Annotated in this window: 20 protein-coding genes; 10 read left to right on the top strand and 10 right to left on the bottom strand. The window is 55.6% G+C overall.

Features of this window, described 5'->3' with window-relative positions; translation table 11 throughout:
- Positions 1–235: 235 nt before the first annotated feature.
- The 3 genes from ABIE29_RS14305 to ABIE29_RS14295 are packed head-to-tail and all read left to right on the top strand — an operon-like array spanning position 236 to position 3,356.
- Positions 236–1,099, top strand: coding sequence for a hypothetical protein (locus ABIE29_RS14305; protein WP_429619453.1), 864 nt, complete (start codon positions 236–238; stop codon positions 1,097–1,099).
- Positions 1,099–2,235 carry a BamA/TamA family outer membrane protein gene (locus ABIE29_RS14300; RefSeq protein WP_429619408.1) on the top strand — a complete coding sequence of 379 codons (1,137 nt, stop codon included), beginning with the start codon at positions 1,099–1,101 and terminating at the stop codon, positions 2,233–2,235. The genes ABIE29_RS14305 and ABIE29_RS14300 overlap by 1 nt, the downstream gene beginning before the upstream one ends.
- Positions 2,235–3,356 (top strand): DUF4056 domain-containing protein, encoded by a 1,122-nt coding sequence (locus tag ABIE29_RS14295; RefSeq protein WP_429619407.1) that lies wholly within the window; start codon positions 2,235–2,237, stop codon positions 3,354–3,356. The genes ABIE29_RS14300 and ABIE29_RS14295 overlap by 1 nt, the downstream gene beginning before the upstream one ends.
- Before the next feature lie 15 nt (positions 3,357–3,371).
- Here ABIE29_RS14295 and tusA read toward each other — a convergent pair whose 3' ends face one another.
- Complete coding sequence (tusA, locus tag ABIE29_RS14290; RefSeq protein ID WP_429619406.1) at positions 3,372–3,623, bottom strand: sulfurtransferase TusA; 252 nt, start codon at positions 3,621–3,623, stop codon at positions 3,372–3,374.
- 198 nt (positions 3,624–3,821) lie between these two features.
- Between tusA and ABIE29_RS14285 the strand changes: the two genes are divergently transcribed.
- Entirely contained in the window at positions 3,822–4,487 is a 666-nt protein-coding gene (locus tag ABIE29_RS14285; protein ID WP_429619405.1) for a 7-cyano-7-deazaguanine/7-aminomethyl-7-deazaguanine transporter, read from the top strand.
- A gap of 217 nt (positions 4,488–4,704) precedes the next feature.
- Positions 4,705–5,271 carry a DcrB family lipoprotein gene (locus tag ABIE29_RS14280; protein ID WP_429619404.1) on the top strand — a complete coding sequence of 189 codons (567 nt, stop codon included), beginning with the start codon at positions 4,705–4,707 and terminating at the stop codon, positions 5,269–5,271.
- Positions 5,272–5,306: 35 nt separating this feature from the next.
- Here ABIE29_RS14280 and glpC read toward each other — a convergent pair whose 3' ends face one another.
- The 3 genes from glpC to glpA are packed head-to-tail and all read right to left on the bottom strand — an operon-like array spanning position 5,307 to position 9,413.
- The gene (gene glpC, locus ABIE29_RS14275; protein WP_429619403.1) at positions 5,307–6,506 is read right to left on the bottom strand and encodes an anaerobic glycerol-3-phosphate dehydrogenase subunit GlpC; all 1,200 of its coding nucleotides are present in this window, start codon (positions 6,504–6,506) and stop codon (positions 5,307–5,309) included.
- Positions 6,503–7,774, bottom strand: coding sequence for a glycerol-3-phosphate dehydrogenase subunit GlpB (gene glpB / locus ABIE29_RS14270; protein WP_429619452.1), 1,272 nt, complete (start codon positions 7,772–7,774; stop codon positions 6,503–6,505). The genes glpC and glpB overlap by 4 nt, the downstream gene beginning before the upstream one ends.
- Positions 7,764–9,413: an anaerobic glycerol-3-phosphate dehydrogenase subunit A gene (gene glpA, locus ABIE29_RS14265; protein WP_429619402.1), complete on the bottom strand. Its 1,650-nt coding sequence runs from the start codon at positions 9,411–9,413 to the stop codon at positions 7,764–7,766. Before glpA ends, glpB begins: the two co-directional genes overlap by 11 nt.
- A gap of 361 nt (positions 9,414–9,774) precedes the next feature.
- On the opposite strand from glpA, the gene glpT reads away from it, so the two are divergent.
- The gene (gene glpT / locus ABIE29_RS14260) at positions 9,775–11,127 is read left to right on the top strand and encodes a glycerol-3-phosphate transporter (RefSeq protein ID WP_021181519.1); all 1,353 of its coding nucleotides are present in this window, start codon (positions 9,775–9,777) and stop codon (positions 11,125–11,127) included.
- A gap of 104 nt (positions 11,128–11,231) precedes the next feature.
- The gene (gene glpQ / locus ABIE29_RS14255) at positions 11,232–12,311 is read left to right on the top strand and encodes a glycerophosphodiester phosphodiesterase (protein ID WP_429619401.1); all 1,080 of its coding nucleotides are present in this window, start codon (positions 11,232–11,234) and stop codon (positions 12,309–12,311) included.
- A 34-nt stretch (positions 12,312–12,345) separates the two neighbouring features.
- Here the strand turns inward: glpQ and ABIE29_RS14250 are convergent, their stop codons facing one another.
- Positions 12,346–12,834: a DUF2938 domain-containing protein gene (locus ABIE29_RS14250; protein WP_429619400.1), complete on the bottom strand. Its 489-nt coding sequence runs from the start codon at positions 12,832–12,834 to the stop codon at positions 12,346–12,348.
- Between the two features lie 90 nt (positions 12,835–12,924).
- On the opposite strand from ABIE29_RS14250, the gene ABIE29_RS14245 reads away from it, so the two are divergent.
- Together ABIE29_RS14245 and ABIE29_RS14240 are read left to right on the top strand one after the other, a co-directional pair.
- Positions 12,925–13,596 (top strand): ArsR/SmtB family transcription factor, encoded by a 672-nt coding sequence (locus ABIE29_RS14245; RefSeq protein ID WP_429619399.1) that lies wholly within the window; start codon positions 12,925–12,927, stop codon positions 13,594–13,596.
- A 101-nt stretch (positions 13,597–13,697) separates the two neighbouring features.
- The gene (locus tag ABIE29_RS14240) at positions 13,698–14,408 is read left to right on the top strand and encodes a hypothetical protein (protein ID WP_429619398.1); all 711 of its coding nucleotides are present in this window, start codon (positions 13,698–13,700) and stop codon (positions 14,406–14,408) included.
- Positions 14,409–14,483: 75 nt separating this feature from the next.
- On the opposite strand, the gene yigL is transcribed toward ABIE29_RS14240, so the two are convergent.
- Both yigL and pldB read right to left on the bottom strand, forming a co-directional pair.
- Entirely contained in the window at positions 14,484–15,284 is an 801-nt protein-coding gene (gene yigL, locus ABIE29_RS14235) for a sugar/pyridoxal phosphate phosphatase YigL (protein WP_429619397.1), read from the bottom strand.
- An 11-nt stretch (positions 15,285–15,295) separates the two neighbouring features.
- The gene (pldB, locus tag ABIE29_RS14230) at positions 15,296–16,333 is read right to left on the bottom strand and encodes a lysophospholipase L2 (protein ID WP_429619396.1); all 1,038 of its coding nucleotides are present in this window, start codon (positions 16,331–16,333) and stop codon (positions 15,296–15,298) included.
- 105 nt (positions 16,334–16,438) lie between these two features.
- On the opposite strand from pldB, the gene rhtB reads away from it, so the two are divergent.
- Positions 16,439–17,059 (top strand): homoserine/homoserine lactone efflux protein, encoded by a 621-nt coding sequence (gene rhtB / locus ABIE29_RS14225; protein WP_429619451.1) that lies wholly within the window; start codon positions 16,439–16,441, stop codon positions 17,057–17,059.
- A gap of 33 nt (positions 17,060–17,092) precedes the next feature.
- Here the strand turns inward: rhtB and rhtC are convergent, their stop codons facing one another.
- Genes rhtC through pldA form a run of 3 tightly spaced genes read right to left on the bottom strand, consistent with a single transcriptional unit; the run spans position 17,093 to position 20,498 of the window.
- Positions 17,093–17,719 carry a threonine export protein RhtC gene (rhtC, locus tag ABIE29_RS14220; protein WP_429619395.1) on the bottom strand — a complete coding sequence of 209 codons (627 nt, stop codon included), beginning with the start codon at positions 17,717–17,719 and terminating at the stop codon, positions 17,093–17,095.
- A 12-nt stretch (positions 17,720–17,731) separates the two neighbouring features.
- Positions 17,732–19,564, bottom strand: a complete 1,833-nt coding sequence (gene recQ, locus ABIE29_RS14215; protein WP_429619394.1) for an ATP-dependent DNA helicase RecQ — start codon at positions 19,562–19,564, stop codon at positions 17,732–17,734.
- A 55-nt stretch (positions 19,565–19,619) separates the two neighbouring features.
- Positions 19,620–20,498 carry a phospholipase A gene (gene pldA, locus ABIE29_RS14210; RefSeq protein WP_429619393.1) on the bottom strand — a complete coding sequence of 293 codons (879 nt, stop codon included), beginning with the start codon at positions 20,496–20,498 and terminating at the stop codon, positions 19,620–19,622.
- Between the last annotated feature and the right edge of the window lie 122 nt (positions 20,499–20,620).

Genomic DNA, 20,620 nt, shown 5'->3' with positions numbered 1-20,620 from the left:
CTATGAATTTATCAGGGTAATGGTCGAATGAATGAAACCACTACATCATTATAAAATTCTGAATCTGATCGTTGTTACCTTTATTCCTTCCCTGGCTCTGGCGCAACAGCCTGATACCGCCGCTACCGCACAGCTCATTGATGAAGCAAAACGCCCACCATTCACCCAAGGTGCGGCGATGCCAACCACCCAACACAACGCACCAACAACGGCAGCACTCCAGCCAGAACATCGTATGTTGCCGATTTGGGGGGATGAGGCTCGAGCCCGCGGCTATGAGCTGCCGGAACCTTTCGGTGTTGGCGTCAACTACATGAACATGCGGCAGAATATCAATGTCGACAGTATCAATTTTTCCGGACTAGGCTTGGGACCGCTCGCAATTCCGTCGGATTTGTTCAGCATCGGCGTTGGCAAAACCCGCGAACAGAGCAAAACGGAAACCATGCGTCTGGACACCTGGCTGTTTCCGTTCCTCAACGTCTACGGCATTGTTGGCCATACCAAAGGCAGTTCGTTATCTCAGGTCTCCGTGGACGCCGATCCCAGTAAATACAAAGGATTGGATCGTATCATCGCGTCTGCCGTGCACAGCCTGAACCGAAGCGGGCAACTGCGCGATCTGGACTTCAAGCTCGATTTTAAAGGCACCACTTACGGCGCAGGCGTCACGCTAGCCGGGGGCTATGAGAACTGGTTCACCACGCTCGATACCAACTATACCCGCACCAGTTTCAATATTCTTGACGGCCAAATTTCTGCACTGACGGTGACACCCCGTGTTGGCTACCGCTTCCAGGTGCCCGGTATCCATGGCCAGAGTAATCTGAACCTGTGGGTCGGCAGCATGTACCAGGATGTGCAGCAGGAGTTCCGAGGCAGCCTGTCTGATCTACAGATGCCCGCAGCGCTGCAGCCCCTGATCGCCATCGCCAACCAGAAAGGAGAAGGCCGTTTCGACGTGAAGCAGCATCTGCAATCACCTTGGAATATGCTGCTTGGTGCACAATATGAGATCACGCAGCATTTCAACCTGTTGACCGAATTTGGCTTTAGCCAACGCAACAGCTTTATGGTCTCGGGTGAATATCGCTTCTGATGGCGATACCGCTCCGCTGCCTGGCGCTGACCCTGCTCGCTCTGCTGCCCGGTGCCCATGCCGCTTGGCTGTCACGTCAGCAAGTTGATGGAATGCTAGCCCCTCTGGGTTCGGACAATCATTTCGACAACAGTAAAACCATCGATTGGGGTATCTTGCCCGGCCCGTTTTATACCCCAGAACTCGGTCTTGGCATCGGCACCGCTGTCGTAGGCATGTACCGGCCAGACAGCCTTGACAGCGCCAGCCAAAATTCGACGCTGGCGCTGAAGGGCTTTTTCAGCAGTACAGGTGCCTTCGGCGTTGGCTTTGAAAACTACAGCTTTTTCGCTAACGACCAATGGCGCTTCTTTGCCAGCGGCTCCCTGAATAATATGCCAACCTATTTCTGGGGCACCGGTTATCAAGCCGGGCGTCACGATGGTAATAAGGAAAAATATACCCAGCAAGCGTTCCAGATAGCACCACAGCTGCTGTATCGTATTGCCAATGCCACCTACGCAGGGGTTGGCTGGGATTTTTCTTCGACGCACGCCAGCGATCCCGATGGGGGAGATAGTAGCCTGTTCAAAGCTCAAGAAGCTGGCCCCTCATCGATCAGTTCAGGGATCAGTGGCTCGTTAAGTTACGATACGCGCGATTTCGTTTCTAATGCCAGCCGAGGCCAGTTTCTCAGCCTGAGCGACACCTATTTCGCGCCAGAATTGGGCGGCGATAGCCGCTTCAATACCCTTGCAGGACAATACAATGCCTATCACAGTCTGAGTGAAAAGAGCGTACTGGCATTGGACGTCTACAGCCGTCTGACCACCGGCGATGTCCCCTGGGACAGGCTGTCCGAACTGGGAGACGACAAACGGATGCGGGGCTATTACCAAGGGCGTTATCGCGACAGGAATACGCTCAGCGGCCAGGTTGAATATCGCCGCAAATTGAGCTGGCGGCACGGTTATGTCCTTTGGGCAGGAGCCGGAACCCTAAGCCGCAAAACCGGTGATCTGGGCCAAGGGCCTTGGTTGCCGACGGTGGGGGTTGGCTACCGTTTTGAATTCAAACCGCGGATGAACGTACGGCTCGATTTTGGGGTCGGGCGTGAAAGCAGCGGGTTTTATTTTCAGGTAGGAGAAGCTTTTTAATGCGTTTTATTGCGCTGATATTTTTGCTGCTGCTTAGCCCCATGCTGCCCGCCAAGGCCCTGGAAACGCTGATCACCTCGCAACCTACCCGTGAGAGCCTTGTTGCCTGGCCGGTGACTGAGCCACTCTCGCCACCGGATGGTTTGCGCCCTTGCTGCGCCTTTGGCTATAACCTCAAAGTACAGGCGTTAGGCATCCCGGTGCCGTTTTATCAATTGGGTAATGTCGTAGACGCCGATCGGCTTGGCGCACATCACTATAATGACAGCGCTTTCAATGCCATCGGCAACTTGCTGGGATTGGGCAGTGAGCAATTGGGGTTGGTCTACACCTATCGTGGGGGATTTATCGACATCGCTCACGTTCGCGATACTGCCGACAATACCCTGTTCCTGTTCAGCCAGCTGTTGCCTAAGCTGGGCCAGCAATGGACTCTCGATCTTGGCCCGGAATTGGCAAAGCGTCGTATACAACTGAACGCCTTTACCCCACCACGAGAGGCTGCCCAACGCTATACGTTAGCGGCTTACCTGGCCGGAGAGCTCGCCTTCCAGATGGCGGCATGGCATGAAGTGGCACAGTGGTACGGCTACCAATCGGTGCCCGGATTTCCTGAACAGATTTCTGCATTTACGCCAGAGGATTTGTATTCCAACCTGCTGGGGGCAAGGTTGGCGATCGACGCTATCCTGCAAGGGCGCGCGGTATCCGTTGCCAGTTACAATAGCGCAATGGAAACGCTGATACCCGAGGCATTGCACCAGCTTGGCGCAGTTTCAATCACCGAAACCCAGCGGCAATTTGACGGCATTGACGGCGACTGGTGGGACAGCCACCGCCGAGTACCGGAGAAATTTTTAGTCTTAAAACGGGATTACACCACCAGCAGCAATCGCCTGCCCAATCAGCCGCCCTTCGAATATACCGCTCCGCAACGTCTGACGTTGCCACTACAGATTGAAGGATTAACGCTGGCGAAACTGGCGGAACTGCAACTCTGGCCTGGGGATGCCATGCACAACTTGCCAGCCCCGGCGCATTATTATCGCCCGGAGGATTTTAGTGGGTTGGCCTTACACGCGAGTGCACTGGACGCGCAGCAGATACTGCAGAAACGTTAAGCAACCGCTCAGTGATTAACTCTCGATCCCTTTGCGCAGCAGATAGCGATACGGGGCCTGCTCGGTTTCCTGAGCCACCAGCGTATGTTCCATAAAACGGCAAAAACCCGGGATGTCGCGGGTGGTGGCCGGATCGTCGGCGATGATCAGCAAGGTTTTACCGTTATCCATATGGCGCACGGTTTTACGCACCATCATTACCGGTTCCGGACAGCGCAGCCCCAGCGCATCTAGCGTCTGGTCTGCCTGGGCAAAAATGTCAGTCATACATCTCTCTCGATCTAAAACGATCGGCGAACCCTCGCCGGATCTGATTACCCGCTAGTTTACGCCGGTAGTTTTTCTGCGCAAGATACGTTAACGTTTGCGTTAAATTTAACCATTGCATTGAATGCCCAAACGCGTACCATGTCGCCGCGCAGTTAACAATGGGTTCCCTCACCCCACACTCAAAAAGGCTACATTATGTATTCGTTTACCGATCGACAACGCTTAATCGCGTTGGTTTGGCTATCGCTATTCCACATCGCCATCATTACTTCCAGCAACTATCTGGTGCAGTTACCGATCAGCATTTTCGGCTTTCACACCACCTGGGGTGCCTTCACTTTTCCGTTTATCTTCCTGGCCACTGACCTGACCGTACGGATCTTCGGAGCCCCGCTGGCACGCAGGATTATCCTTGCCGTGATGGTCCCGGCGCTGTTTATCTCCTATGTGATCTCCACCGTCACTTTCCAGGGCGAGTGGCAAGGCTTTGCCGCCTTGGCCAGCTTCAACCTGCTTGTGGCGCGTATCGCCGCCGCCAGCTTTATGGCGTACGTGCTGGGCCAGATCCTGGACGTACAGGTGTTCAACCGCCTGCGCCAACGCAGCGCCTGGTGGGTTGCTCCCGCCGCGGCCATGTTCCTTGGCAATATCAGCGATACCCTGGCCTTCTTCTTTATCGCCTTCTACAAAAGCAGCGATCCCTTTATGGCCGCCAACTGGGTGGAGATCGCACTGGTGGATTACAGCTTCAAGGTGCTGATCTGTCTGTTGTTCTTCCTGCCGATGTACGGGGTACTGCTCAATATGCTGCTAAAACGTCTGGCAGAGCGCCAACCCGCCAGCCGGTTGCAACTGAGTTAATCCACCTTCTGGTTTATACTGGGCAGCCTGACTTTATGGTGGCTGCCCATGTGCTTGACCACTCGCCATGCTAATAATGCTCATTAGCCACAAATATCAGATTTTCACTCTAGAAAAGAAAGGCGAAGTAGACGACTATCGTCTATTACTTAAAAAACCTGTGACATCTTGCCATACGGTCAACCAACTCTCTCTGCAAAGGAATAAGGAACACCAGATGCGTAAAGTAACAAAATTGATGGGTATCGGCCTGTTAGTGCTTGGCCTGGCGGCCTGTGATAGCGCCACCAAAGACAGCAATGCACCAGCAGGTAACGCAGCAGCCAGTGTCCCAACCGGGCAACAGGTGAGTTTATTGGATGGCAAGCTGACCTTTACGCTGCCAAACGGTTTGGCCGATCAGAGCGATAAGCTGACCAACCAGCCGACTAACGTGCACATCTATACCGACAGCACCAACCAGCGTGCGGTGATCGCGATCGTCGCGGACAAGGCAGCGGACGATCTGGAAACCCTGACCACGCGTATGGAAGAACAGCAACGCTCCCGCGATACCAACCTGCAGGTTATCACCAATAAAGCGGTTGAAATTAACGGTACGCCAATGCGCCAACTGGATACCGTGATCACCGTGGCTGGCCAAAAAGCCTACTCTGGCGTACTGCTCAGTATGCTGCCAAACGGTAAGCAACTGACCCTGCAAATCACGCTGCCGGCAGATAACCAGCAGCAGTCTCAAGACATAGCGGCTGGCGTGTTCAATACTGTGAAGATCAAGCAGTAAGCGCAGTGGGCCAGCATGCTGGCCCGATTAATGCGTTACGCCAATGCCTGTGCCAACAGGGTGATCGGATGTTCACAGCGCTTGCTGGTGGACATCTCGATCTGCCATTTGCAGGTTTCACAGTCGGTGATCACCATATCCACCCCGCTCGCTTCAATCTGGCGAAATAGCGAGGCACCAATGCCTTGCGAGGTTTCATAGTTTTCCGACTTGAAGCCGTAAGTCCCGGCGATACCACAGCACTGCGAATCCAGCACCACCAGTTCCAGCCCTGGGATCTGCCGCAATAGCTCCAGCGTATAGGCCGTCCAACCCATTTTCTCCATATGACACGGCGTGTGGTAAGCCACCCGCAGCGGCATCTGTTTGAGCGGCAAGGTGCGCCCTTCAGCGATCAGGCGATAGAGATAACGCGTGGCCAGCTCCACCCGTTCACGTACCGCCGAGGTGTCCACCTCCAGCAAATGCGGGTACTCGTCACGCAGGGTGAACGTGCAGCTCGACGAAGTAGCCACCACCGGTATGCCTTTGGTCAGGACCGCCTCATGCAGCGATTCCGCATTCACTTTGGCCTGTTTCTTCGCCTGCGCAATAAAGCCGTTGGCGATCAGCGGTACGCCGCAGCATTTCTCACGTTTGAGCAGCTGCACGCCGATATCCATGGCGTTAAACACCTTGATCAGGTCTTTGCCAAGCTGCGGATGGTTGTAATTGACAAAGCAACCGTGGAAAAACGCCACCTGCTCGGCATAGTGCTGTTGCTGCTCTGCCTGCTGGCGATACCAACGGCGGAAGGTGCCAAACGAATATTTCGGCAGCTCACGCCGATGGTCGATCTTCAGCGCCTTATCCAACAGTTTGCGTACCGGCTTCAGGCCGGTAGTCGCGTTAACGATCGGCGCAAACGGCGTCGACAGAGTGCCCATGATGTCGGTATGGCTGAGGATGGCATCGCGCAGCGTCGGTTTGCTTTGGCTGAAATTGGCCCGGGCGCGTTGGATAATATCGCCAATTTTAACGTCGGAAGGGCAAGCCACTTCGCAACGTTTGCAGTTAGTACAATATTTCAGTGCTTCGTCGTAAAGTGCAGGATCTTTCAGCCGCAGGCGCTCCCCGTCCGGCCCGGCCTGTTTTGGCCCCGGATAGAGCGGGTTGGCCTTGGCAACCGGGCAATAGGTAGTGCAGACAGTGCATTTGATACAGCTCTCGAAGCTGTTGTCTGGTAACAGGCTCATGCTACAACCTCCTCTGCCAGGATCTGTTGGGCCACGTGCAGCGCACCGAGCAGCGAAACCCCAGCGCCACAGCCCTGCTGCAACGGATCGTAACCGCCAGCCACGGCTCCGATAGCATACAGATTAGTCATCGCCTCACCCTGTTTTAACGCCCGCAGCGCGGTATCGGTCTGAACCCCAAATTGCAGGTACGGCTGCGGGGCAAACAGATCGGCATCGCTCCAGTCGGCACGTTCGGCTTTGCTGTACACGTCGAGGCCAAATACCGGCTCACGAATGCCGTCAAAAGCGGCCACCAGGCCGTTGCTGAAGAAGCTGCCGCTGGCCAGTATCACCTGCTGCGCCCGCAGCGGAATATCGGTGTGATTGCGGGTATACAGACCGGTGACGCGCTGCCCGTCGAAGCTGGCACGCAATACGCTATCCCCCGGCATAAACACTCCACCCAGCTGCTGCAAGCGCTGGCGCAGTGCCTGATGCAGCCGCATACCGAGCACGGAAGGCGGCAGCGTGGGTAACAGATAAACGGGCTTACCGACCAGCCGGCGCAACGTCATCAACGGTTCATCATCCTCTAACCCCAGGCAGGCAGGTAGCAAAATAGCCTCTGCCTCACCTGCCTGGCGCGTGATCTCCTCTGCCAGCAGAGCCAGATGTTCTGGCAGATCCAGTACGCGGGCAATATTCACCGCGCGGAACTCGCTGGGATTATTACGTAGCCGATCCAATACCGGCAGATGCAAAAATGCCACCTCGGCCTTGAGAGCCTGCTCTTGCATCAATGAGCTGGCCGCCATCTGCGGTTGGAAATCCAGAAAGCCTTCAATCCCCAGTACGGCGATATTCTGCCACGGCAACTGGCCGTCCAAGGGTGAGACAGGGATCGCCAGGGGGCTGAGCCAGGTGGCACGGCAAGTCCCGAGAGGGGTCACGCGTAGATGGTTTTGGCTGCTATCACCCTGCATCTGCCACCCGCAACGCTGTAGCAATTGCTCGGCTTGCGTAGCCAGCGCAGCCACCTGTGTGGCCCCCATCAGACTATACGGATGCTGCGGAGCCTGCTGCGCCAGCGCGGGTAAGGCGGACAGAGGCGACGCCACCGGCGTCCCATCGGGCAGATGGGCCAGCAGATCGAGCGAGCCGGAAGAAAAATAGAGCGCACTTTGGCCGGAACTGACCACTGCGCAGCGTTTGCCATGCTCGGCTAAACGGATAGCACAGCTCAACCCGGCCAAGCCACCACCAATCACCACCGCATCAAATTGCATCATCCGCCTCCTGCTTAGGATCGCCCTGCGCATCCAACCCACATAGCCCTTGATATACCCAACTGGTGAATTCGCTCTCCCGCAGGGCATCGCCCCAGGCGATAGGCCGCACGCCTTTCCAGCGTTCATTGAGGAAATGGGACAGTTGGGTGATGGATTGCTGCGGCGTCACCACGTTAAACCGCGTCAACAAACCTGCGGCACGGCAGGCACACAGCTCACCCTGGCAGGTCCCCATACCAACGCGGGTACGGCGGCGCAGATCGACCAGATTGTTGACGGTCAGAGAATCCACCGCATAACGTACCTCACCGGCGGTCACCGCTTCACACTCACACACCAGGCTGTTGTCCAGCCGGTTGCCAGCAGGGACCAGGCTGGCGCGATCGCCATGACGGTACACTGCCGAACCCCGGATGCTGGCAGGCAGTGAAACCACGCTGCGCACCGTTTCTTCGGCGCTCTGACGGGAACCGGGCAACGCCACTTCCGCCGTGGTACAAAGGCTGTCAATGCCCAGCTTGGCGCAGACCAGGTCGGTGGCCCATTCGGCCATCAGCCGGTAAGTCATCAGTTTGCCGCCGGTAATGGTGATAAACCCCTCCAACCCGTCGCGCGCCGCATGGTCGAGCAGCACGATGCCACGGCTGACGTTGCGCCCAGAGGGATCGTCGTCGCTGGCAACCAGTGGCCGCACCCCCGCATAGGCACGTAGAATGCGCGTTTGCGCCAGTTTCGGGGCCAGCAGCGAACCTTCGCGGATTAATATATCCACTTCCTGTGGCGTCACCACCATGTTGTCTATCTGATCGTAATCGATATGGGTGGAGGTGGTACCAATCAGCGAGATGGTATCGCCAGGCACCAGAATGTCGGCATCTGCCGGTTTGCGGCAACGGTTAATCACCATGTTATTGATGCGATGGCCCAGGATCAGCAACGCCCCTTTAGCAGGGAACATACGGATGCGCAGATCGGCATACTCGGCAATTTGCTGGCCCCAGATCCCGGCGGCGTTGACCACCACCTGAGCATGAATATCGTACTGATGAGCGGCCTGATGATCGAAAACGCGCACGCCCGTCACGCGATCGCCAGTACGCAACAAACCTGTAACCTGATGATAGGTGAGGATTTGTGCGCCATGTTCACGCGCATCAAGCATGTTGGCCGCCGTTAAGCGGAAAGGATCGACGGTGCCATCCGGTACTCGCACCGCGCCGATCAGCGCCGGGTTAGCCGCAGGCTCCAGGCGTAATGCCAGTTCGGGGTCAATGGCTTCGGCCTCAATCCCGGCGCTGCGACAGGCGGTAATAAACTGCTGCTGAAAGGCCAACGAGTCCTGAGGCAAAGTAATAAACAGGCCGTCGGTACGTTCGATGCAGTGGTGGGCAATACGCTTGAGGATACGGTTTTCTTCAATGCATTCCCGTGCCGATTCGCCATCGGTGACCGAATAGCGTGCCCCGCTGTGCAACAACCCGTGGTTGCGGCCGGTAGCGCCAGTGGCGATGTCATGCCTTTCCAGTAAAACGCAACGCAGACCGCGCCGCGCACAGTCACGGGCAATCCCCGCGCCGGTAGCGCCGCCGCCAATGATGATCACGTCCGTTTCGGTGATTAATGAGTTGTTGCTCATCACGCCCCCTGAGCCTGTAGTTATGGGTTTATTTAGCCACAGCCAGTAGGGTCTTTGTTTGATAAGGAACAATAACGAACAGAAAACGAAAACAATATGGCCATAAAAAGCCATGAATGTGACCAACGTCACGCATTTGTGCTATTTAGTCATTCCAAAATGTTAACCGATCACTCAAAATCCGCCACAGTTTCATAAAAGTGTAACAAATGCGCCACCCATCACGGTGATACCGGGGGATTTTCTCTAGCATTGCGCTCGTTATGGAACATTTAACAACACTTCAGGTATCCGCAAGCTCATCTTCAGGACAGCCATTTCCTGTTGAGGCAATAAACAGATAAAGCCATCGGAGGCGCTCATGTTGAGTATTTTTAAGCCAGCCGCACACATTTCTCGTGTGCCAGTCGATAAGGTAGACCCGCTCTACCGTAAACTGCGCTGGCAAATTTTTATGGGGATCTTTTTCGGTTACGCCGCCTATTATCTGGTGCGTAAAAACTTCACCCTGGCGATGCCGTATCTGATCGATCAGGGCTTCAGCCGTGGTGACCTGGGCTTTGCGCTGTCGGGGATCTCCATCGCCTACGGTTTCTCCAAGTTCATCATGGGTTCGGTTTCTGACCGTTCCAACCCGCGTGTATTCCTACCCGCCGGCCTGATCCTGGCCGCTGCCGTCATGCTGTTTATGGGCTTTGTGCCTTGGGCAACCTCCAGCATCGCCGTGATGTTCGTGCTGCTGTTCCTGTGCGGCTGGTTCCAGGGCATGGGGTGGCCGCCTTGTGGCCGGACCATGGTGCATTGGTGGTCACAGAAAGAACGTGGCGGTATTGTTTCGGTATGGAACTGTGCGCACAACGTCGGTGGCGGCCTGCCTCCACTGCTGTTCCTGCTGGGTATGGCCTGGTTTAACGACTGGCATGCGGCGCTGTATATGCCTGCCTTTGGTGCGATCCTGGTGGCCCTGATCGCCTTCGCCTTGATGCGCGACACCCCGCAATCTGTTGGTCTGCCGCCGATTGAAGAATACAAAAATGACTACCCGGATGATTACACCGAAGAAGCAGAAGAAGAGCTGACGGCCAAGCAGATCTTCATGCAGTACGTGCTGCCAAACAAACTGCTGTGGTACATCGCGATCGCCAACGTGTTCGTGTATCTGCTGCGCTATGGCATCCTGGACTGGTCACCAACCTACCTGAAAGAAGTGAAACACTTCGCGCTGGATAAGTCCTCCTGGGCCTACTTCCTGTACGAATACGCCGGTATCCCTGGCACCCTGCTGTGCGGCTGGATGTCGGACAAGGTGTTTAAAGGCAACCGTGGTGCCACCGGGGTGTTCTTCATGGTTCTGGTGACCATCGCCACCATCGTTTACTGGCTGAACCCGGTAGGTAACCCTGGCATCGATATGGCCTGTATGATCACCATCGGCTTCCTGATCTATGGCCCAGTCATGCTGATCGGCCTGCACGCGCTGGAACTGGCACCGAAGAAAGCGGCAGGTACCGCCGCAGGCTTTACCGGTCTGTTCGGTTACCTGGGCGGTTCGGTCGCAGCCAGCGCCATCGTCGGCTATACCGTTGACTACTTCGGTTGGGACGGCGGCTTTATGGTGATGATCGGCGGCAGCATCGGTGCGGTGATCCTGCTGGTGCTGACCATGATCAGCGAGAAGAAACACCACGCAGAAATCGCGGCCAAACGCGGTTAAAAGCTAAGCGGGCGCAGCATGCAGCGCCCCTACCTACCCTTTATCGTCAATCTAAGGCCGCGCTGCGGCCTTTTTCTTACCTCTACAACATGGAGCAACACAGAATGCGGACTCAAACCAAAGCCCTGCTGACAGGGATCATTCTTGCCACTTCAATGCTCAGTGCCGCCCAGGCTGCGGATAAAGTGGTTATCGCTCACCGCGGTGCCAGTGGCTATCTGCCGGAGCATACGTTACCGGCCAAGGCGATGGCCTACGCGCAGGGTGCCGACTTCCTTGAGCAAGATCTGGTGATGACCAAAGACAACGAGCTGGTGGTGTTGCACGACCACTATCTGGATCGCGTCACCGACGTTGCCGAGCGCTTCCCGGACCGGGCGCGTAAAGATGGCCGCTACTACGCCATCGACTTTACGCTGCCTGAGATCAAATCGCTGAAGTTCACCGAAGGCTTTGATATCAAAGATGGTAAGCAGGTGCAAAGCTACCCTGGCCGCTTCCCGATGGGCAAATCCGACTTCCGCGTCCACACCTTCCAGGAAGAGATCGAGTTCGTACAGGGTCTCAACCATTCAACCGGCAAGAACATCGGCCTCTACCCGGAAATCAAGGCCCCCTGGTTCCATCAGCAGGAAGGAAAAGACATCTCCACCAGGGTGCTGGAAGTCCTTAAGCAATACGGCTACACCAGCAAGAGCGATAACGTCTATCTGCAGTGTTTTGATGCCAACGAGCTGAAACGCATCAAGGATCAGCTGGAACCCAAGATGGGGATGGATCTGAAGCTGGTGCAGCTGATTGCCTACACCGACTGGAACGAAACCTACGAGCAGAAGGCCGACGGCAAGTGGGTCAACTATGACTACGACTGGATGTTCAAACCGGGTGCGATGCAAAAGATCGCCCAGTATGCCGACGGCATCGGGCCTGACTATCACATGCTGATCGTCGAAGAAAAATCCAAACCGAACCAGATCGTGTTGACCGAGATGGTCAAGGACGCTCATGCCAGCAATATGGCGGTGCACCCTTACACCATTCGTGCCGATAAGCTGCCGAAATACGTCACCGACGTGAACCAACTGTTCGACGCGATTTACAATCAGGCGGGCGTTGACGGCGTGTTTACCGACTTCCCGGACAAGGGCGTACAGTTCCTGCAAAAGCAGGGGCAACATAAGTAACGACGACTCCCCCACCGGGTTACCCCGGTGGGGATCAGAACCAAGCCTGCCGTAACAGCAAAGCACTCACATAAATGCCTATACCAAACGAGGCATGGGCGATCAGGCTACGCTGGCGTGCAACATTGGGCTGCGGCGTTCTGGCAGCCGCGAAGCCAAAACCGAAACTGGGCTGCATCAGGAAAAATGGCGCAACTACGCTGATAATCCCCATCGCCAGAGCGGGCAGGAAGGTTGGCTGTTCGAGCCAGGCTGGCCCCATGATGATGAGAAATAGCCAGGTAAAGACGATACCGATCAGGTAATGCGCCCCCCACCCCATCAAAGTTTCGCCCTTGACCGGCGTTGCCTGCACAATGGTGTGGTGAACCCACTTCCCCCTTGGCATATGCCCGATCCAGCGCCCAACTAGCCGATAGTTGAGCGAAGGGATATTAAACAGGCGTTTCTGCCCTATTGCCCAGAGATCCATGATCAGGGTCGCAGCGATCCCGAGTACGGTGGCGTGTAATAGCATATCCATCAAGCGGCCCTTTTGAGCTGGCTAGCGTCAGCCAGTTTTGATATCCTAACATTCAATTAATAAATTGAATGATGATTTAACGAGGACCGCATGTCAACACTCAGTGATGATAGCCAACGCCTGGTGTTTAACGAGTTTGCCGAAATCACCCGCTCACTGGGCAATGTGCATCGCCTGGTGCTGCTTGAACATATCGCCCAAGGAGAAAGGCCAGTAGAAAGGCTGGCCGAACTGGCTGGCCTGACGATAGCCAACGCCTCCCAGCATCTGCAACACCTCAAACGCGCCGGTTTTGTGCAATCACGCCGGGAGGGAAAACACGTTTACTACCGTTTGGGGGATGGGCCTGTGCAACCTCTGCTGGCCGCTATCCGCCAGTTTATGGAGTTCCGCCATAATGAGATCGGCAGCTTTGTCGCCGACACCCTCAACCAGCGCGAGCGTCTGGAATCCATTTCCCGCGCCGAGTTGCTGCGCCGACTGCATGAAGGTGATGTCACATTGCTGGATGTGCGGCCAGCGGAAGAGTTCGCCTCTGGCCATCTGCCTAACGCCATTAACATCCCGGTGGAAGAATTGGCAAGCCGACTGCCTGAGTTACTCAAGCAGCAGGAGGTGGTAGCCTATTGTCGCGGGCCTTATTGTGCGCTGTCTGTTAATGCCATGAAGACGTTACGCGCCAACGGATTTACCGCTCGCTGTCTGGAAGATGGTTTTCCGGAATGGAAAGCGGCGGGATTGGAAGTGCAAAACGACGGGTAGGACGTTGATTTGCCACTCTGGCAATAATGAGTCTCCTCCTTGATTATTACTCTAGGTGATGAAAGGATACGGCCGTCGGCGATTGATAAGGAAAAGAGATCGTGGAACGTTCAGTGTTACTGCATCATATCAAGACGTCTTGTTATGCCCTTTCCGCCATAGTGCTGACCGGTTGGGTCACCGATGCGCTGAATGAAGGGCTGATCTTCAAGATGATATTGCGCTTCTTCCGCCCGGATGACGTCGAGCGCTATGCGCACCCGTTTACCGATCTGACCAGTTTCTTCATCTGGTTTATCCCGCTGTTGTTTACCACGCTGCTGTTGCTGTTGGCCTCGGTCATGACGTTACACCACGTTAAAAAACCCCATATCTACCGCATCACCAAGAAAAAACCGCTGCTGCACGGCCCACATGTGGTCGGCACCCCGGCGGTTGGCAAAGTTGTGCCGTTCCTGCAAACCTATACCAATGCAGAGAAACTGTCGTTGCTGCTCCCTCAAGCCTTACAGCTTGAGTATCAGACCGAACTGGCCAGCATTGAAGGGGCAAGAGAGGTTGAGATCCACCTGCTGAAAGAAAATGACGATCTGCAAAAAATCGCGCTTGAGCTGGAACAGTGGGTAAAGAAACAGTTGAAAAACAGACCGGCTGATAACGTCAGCCGCCTGTTCATGGATATTACCTACGCCACACCGCTGCACAGCGCCGCCGCTTTATTTTGCAGCCTGGATCAGGATATCGAGCTGATCCAAGGTACCCCGGACGGCAAATTATCTTCGTACGATTTGGTCTGCAAGGTCCAGGAATAATGCTTCACAGCTGACCATGGAATGTGAGCCAGGTCGCTCGGTGGGCGCAGCCGGTGAAGACTGCGCCCCGATCAGTTAAATCGAGTACATTTTACGCAGGTAATGAGGCACGGCGTCGTCAACGTTGGAGCCAATCACTTCCAGCTCCGGCAACTTGTCTTTCAGACGCTGCTGGGCATCCTGCATGATGCAGCCTTTCCCCGCCATCGACAGCATTTCCAGATCGTTCATACCGTCGCCAAAGGCGATGCACTCGTTGAGCGAATAGCCGATGATCTTGGCCACCTCTTCCAACGCATGGCCTTTCGATACGCCACCGGCCATCACTTCCAGGCAGGTTGGGAACGAGAAGCTGACGTTGACCCGATCGCCCCAGCGCGCGTTGATGGCATCTTCCAACGGCAGCAGCAAATCATGATCGTCGCAGGTGAAATACACCTTGCACACGCCATCGGTTTCCAGCAAGCCCGGCTCAAACAGCTCATATTTAAAGATCGATTCCTGGAAAAATTCTTCCTGCTCCGGGCTTTCACGGTTCATGAACCAATCGTCGTTGCGGTAGACGTTGGTCAGGATATCCTGGTTATCGTGCATCATGTTGTACAGATCGCGGGCGATATCTTCATCCAGATTGTGGCTGAAGATCAGCTCACCGGCGGTGTTATGTACCCGCGCACCGTTGGAGGTGATCATAAAAGCACTGATGCCGAGATTATCGCGGATCTGGGAAACGTCGATATGGTGGCGGCCGGTTGCGAAAACAAAGTGTACGCCCTGCTGCGTCAGCAGTTGCAGAGTTTCTTTGGCGTATGGTGTCAAGGTGTGCTCAGGGGACAGCAGAGTGCCGTCTAAATCGGAAGCAACGACGTGATACATAGCGATATGTTCTAACCTCTAGTGGAATTTTCGGCGGCAGCAGTACCGCCTAAGTGCTGAGCAAAGAAACGCAGGATTGCGTTCAGTGCCTCGGCGCGCATCGCGTCCCGTTCAAACAGGATCTCATGGCGAGCGCCTTTGATAACCCACGGTTTTCCCCCTTCACAAGGGTGCCCCGCGTCTGACAGTGCCTGACAAAAAGCGCGCTGGGAACGGTTGTCTACCACCCGATCCTCACCGGCCTGTAATAATAAAATCGGCGTAGTGATGCCAGCAGCCTGGGCAATGATCTGCTGCCCGGCCAGAATACTTTCCCTGACCCAGTGATAGGTTGGCCCACCGACCCGCAGCTCGGGATAATCGGCGTAATAACGCAGGTTGCGACGATAACGCTCGCGGCTGTGGGTCAGCGTATTGACCACATAGGGCAATGGCCGCCATTGCCCGGTACCAACCGCGTAATAGTCACGCAGCCCTGGGCGCTTTTCCGTCCAGTTCAAAATACCGTTGACCATCCAGCCCGGCATCGGCAGATAAATGCCCAACATCGGCGCACAGAGTGCAGCTGCAGCAAACGCCTGTGGCTCCCGTGCCAGAAACTGCGCCAGTATCGCGCCCCCCATCGAGTGTGCCAGCGCAACATGCTGCCGGTAACCCAAGGGTTTAACCTGCTGATGGTAAAACTGGGCAAAATCGTCCACGTAGTCGGCAAAGTTTATCACATGCCCACGGTGCGTATCTGCCAACATACGTCCGGACAGCCCCTGACCACGATGATCGATGATCATCACGTCATAGCCGCTGTGAAACAGATCGTACGCCACTTCCGAGTACTTGATATAGCTTTCGATGCGCCCCGGACTAATCACCACCACCCGCTGATGCAACGGGGAAGCAAAGCGCACAAAGCGGATCGGTACGCCCCCCACGCCGGTGAACTCCCCTTCTTCACGTCGCCGCCAAAAATCCAGCAGTGGCCCGGTCGCGAAGGCAGAAAACTGCTTTTCACGGTTTAACCATTGCGCGGGATCAAGGGTGAATGACGACATGGCCTACCTTTTAACGGGATGTTCAGAGAGGTGAATGTGATCTCTGGCACGGGAAATCATACTAGCGTATTGTGGCACAAATTGGTGACAAATTGGTGTATTGCGATGACCCTGGACTGGTGGTTAACCTATCTGCTGACAACCCTTATCCTCAGTCTTTCCCCCGGCTCCGGTGCCATCAACACCATGAGTACCGGCATCAGCCACGGCTATCGCGGAGCGGCAGCGTCGATCGCGGGTCTGCAGGTTGGCCTGAGTATCCATATCGTGCTGGTGGGGATTGGCCTCGGCGCGGTGGTCTCCCAATCGCTGCTGGCCTTTGAATTGCTGAAATGGTTTGGTGCGGCCTATCTGGTGTGGCTGGGTATCCAGCAGTGGCGCGCCGCAGGCGCGTTGGATCTGCACACTCTGGCAGGCACCCTGCCACGCCGCCGTCTGTTTCGCCGTGCCGTGCTGGTGAATCTGACCAACCCCAAGAGCATCGTGTTCCTGGCGGCCCTGTTCCCACAGTTCATCATGCCCAACCAGCCACAGGCCGAGCAGTATGTCATTCTCGGCGTCACCACGGTGGTGATCGATATCCTGGTGATGATTGGCTATGCCACGCTGGCCACGCGCATTGCCGGTTGGCTAAAAACTCCGCGCCAGATGCAGTTGCTGAACCGGATTTTTGGCTCACTGTTTATTCTGGTGGCAGGATTACTGGCAACAGCAAGAAAGGCATGATCGATTGGGCCGAAGCGTTCGGCCCGACGATCATTAACGGGTAAAAATCAGGTGCAGACCAAAACCGGTGAATAACACCCCGGCCAAGCCATCGATCCACTTCGCCATCCGCTGATAGCCCCGGCGCATGGCGGGTAACGCGAAGATGATCGCCACCAGGGTGAACCAGATAAAGGTTTCACCGGTGATCAGCGCGAACAATCCCCAACGCGCCCCGGCTCCCACATCCTCACCAACAAACAGCGAGAACACGCTACCAAAGTAAATCACCGCTTTCGGATTGGAGAGATTGGTGAGCAAGCCACGGATAAAGCTGCGGCCCGGCTTGGGTAACGCCACCTTCACCTCTGCTGCCGGAGCCGTCTGCCCATTCTGGCTACGGGCGGAGCGCAGCAGTTGCCAGCCCATCCAGCACAGGTACAGGCCGCCGCCCACCATGATAATCTGGTGCAACCAGGCCATCTTTTGCAGGATCAGGTTCAACCCCAGCAGCGCCACACTGGCCCAGACCATGACGCCAAGGGAGATCCCCACCACGCCCATCATTGCTTCGCGGCGGGAACGGCTGGCTGCGGTTTGCGATACAAAAAAGAAGTCCGGCCCTGGGCTTATCAGCGCAATCAAATGCACCATCGCCACCATTAAAAACAGCATCAGCATCAGTGATTCCCTTTATTCGTCGTCACCGTCAAGGTGAGCGCGGATCATCGCCATAAATGGCGCACCAAAACGTTCCAGCTTACGCTGCCCCACGCCGTTGACGCTCAACAGCTCGCTGGCCCTGATCGGCATCTGTTCGGCCATCTCCAGCAGCGTTGCGTCGTTGAACACCACGTACGGGGGGATGTTCTCTTCGTCGGCAATCGATTTACGCAGCTTGCGCAGTTTGGCAAACAGCTTGCGATCGTAATTACCGCCGTAGGATTTCTGGTTGGCGCTGCTGCGTACCTTGAAGCTCTGAATACGCGGCACTGCCAGCTGTAGCACCACTTCGCCACGCAGCACCGGGCGGGCAGCCTCGGTCAGTTGCAGCGCCGAATGCATAGCAATGTTCTGGGTGATAAAACCCAGATGGATCAGTTGGCGCAGCACGCTGGTCCAGTGTTCGGTGGTCTGATCGCGGCCAATGCCGTACACCGGCAGCTTTTCATGACCATATTCACGGATACGCTGGTTATTGGAGCCGCGTAGCACCTCCACCACATAACCTATCCCGAAGCGTTGCCCAACGCGGCCAATCGCCGACAGCGCCTTGCGGGCATCCTCCAGGCCGTCATAACGTTTGGGCGGGTCGAGGCAGATATCGCAGTTGCCACAGGCCTGCTGCTTGCCTTCACCGAAGTAGTTCAGCAGCACCAGACGGCGGCAGGTTTGCGCTTCGGCAAAAGCCCCCATGGCGTTGAGCTTATGGCGCTCGATATCCAGTTGCTGCCCCGCCGGTTTCTCTTCCAGGCAACGGCGCAGCCAGGCCATATCTGCCGGGTCATACAGCAGGATAGCTTCCGCTGGCAGGCCATCACGCCCTGCACGACCAGTTTCCTGATAATAAGACTCGATGTTGCGCGGAATATCGAAGTGCACCACAAAACGCACGTTGGGTTTGTTGATGCCCATGCCGAAGGCCACGGTGGCCACCACCACCTGCAAGTCATCCCGTTGGAAGGCTTCCTGCACCTGGGAGCGGCGTTCGTTGTCCAGCCCGGCGTGATAAGCCCCAACGCTCAATCCACGGCTTTGCAGACGTGCGGTGGTGTCTTCGACCTTGGCGCGGCTGTTGCAGTAAATAATGCCGCTTTTACCGCGCTGGTCCTGCACGAAGCGCCAAAGTTGGTCGAGCGGCTTGAACTTCTCCACCAGCGTGTAGCGGATATTGGGGCGGTCGAAACTGCTGATCTGGATCAGCGGCTCGTCTAGCGCCAACAAACGCACAATATCTCCCCGCGTGGCTTCATCAGCAGTGGCCGTCAATGCCACTACCGGCATGGTCGGGAAGCGTTGTTTTAACTGGCCCAGTGCGCGGTATTCCGGGCGGAAATCGTGGCCCCACTGGGAAATACAGTGCGCCTCATCCACCGCCAGCATCACCGGCGGGCAGTGATCCAACAGTTCGAGGAAGCTGTCCATCATCAGCCGCTCGGGGGCGATATACAGCATCTTGATCTGACCGCTGCGGCAGCCTGCCATCACCTCCAACTGCTGTTCCCGCGTTTGCGTCGAGTTATAGCAGGCAGCGGAAACGCCGTAGGCCAAGAGCTGATCGACCTGATCTTTCATCAACGAGATCAGTGGGGATACCACCAGCGTCAGTCCATCCATCACCAGCGCCGGGATCTGGTAGCACAGCGATTTACCCCCGCCGGTCGGCATCACCACCAGGCAATCCTGGCCGCCGATAATTGCGTTGATAATCGTTTGTTGACCCGGACGGAACTGCTGGTAGCCGAAGGTATCGCGTAATACCTGCTCTGCCAGCAACTCTCTGTTTATCACTGCTGCGGTTGACACACACTTCCCCATTTTTCGCTATCACGGTGCCTGGCTGACACCGTTATTACCTAAACTACATAATATCGTTAAGCATGACACCAACACCCAGCCGTGTCTGCTTGAAGTTGTAATCAATCATCGATTCGCCGTAGCCGCTGAATACCTGGGTATAGAAACGCACATGGCTGGTAATTGGGTAGCTCCAGCCCAACTGTGCGCCGCCAAAGCCGCTATTCCAGTTGTATTGGCCTTCGGCACTGAACACGCTTTCCCCCAAGGCATAGCCCACCGTCAGGCGGTAATAGCCCATATACTTGGTGATATCCGGGTTATCGTCGCTGCTGTCGCTTTCCGAGAAGCGGAACCAGGGTTTGACTTCGACCTGCCAGTCGCCATTCTGCGCCATCAGGCGTGCATAACCACGGTTCCAGCTACGTGAGGTAGGATCTTCACGGCCATTGGACTCATGATTCAAACCCACTTCGATATCACGCAGCGTCCAGCCGGCAAATTTATACGCCGTGGCCCAGCCGACAAAAATTTGCGGTTCGTAGTTGGTTTCACGAAACGGTGAAGATTCGCCATGGTTGGAGAGCTGCCACCAGGAACGCTGGGTGTAAGAGGCCCCCAATACCGAGTTTTCGCCAGCAATGCCACGCCAGATCGGAAAGGCCAGGCTGAGCTGGAACTTCACCTCATCCTTGCGGGCATTTTCCGCCCAACTGTAGGATTTGATCGCTTCTTTGTTCAGATCGCTGGTATCGGTATAGATCAGGTAGTTCGTTTCATAAGGGTACAGAGTGAACGGATTATCATAGTGTTGCAGCATGTTACCGATGATACTGCCACGAACCGCCGGTTTATTCAGATTCTTTTGCTCGGTGGCCTCATCAGCCTGCACCACTACTGGCGCAAACAGCATCGCCATCACAATCCCAGACAGAACGCGCATAATTTTGTTTACTCTCGAAAGATAAGGAAAAACCCAGAAATAAAAGCAGGTCATTTTACACACATTGCAGGATTTACCGCACTAGTGAATACATTTATCTGTCAGGTCTGGAAAGCAACAAA

Source organism: Serratia sp. 2723, assembly GCF_050434425.1.
Taxonomy (GTDB): Bacteria; Pseudomonadota; Gammaproteobacteria; order Enterobacterales; family Enterobacteriaceae; genus Chania.
This window is presented reverse-complemented; position numbering and strand designations above follow the sequence as displayed.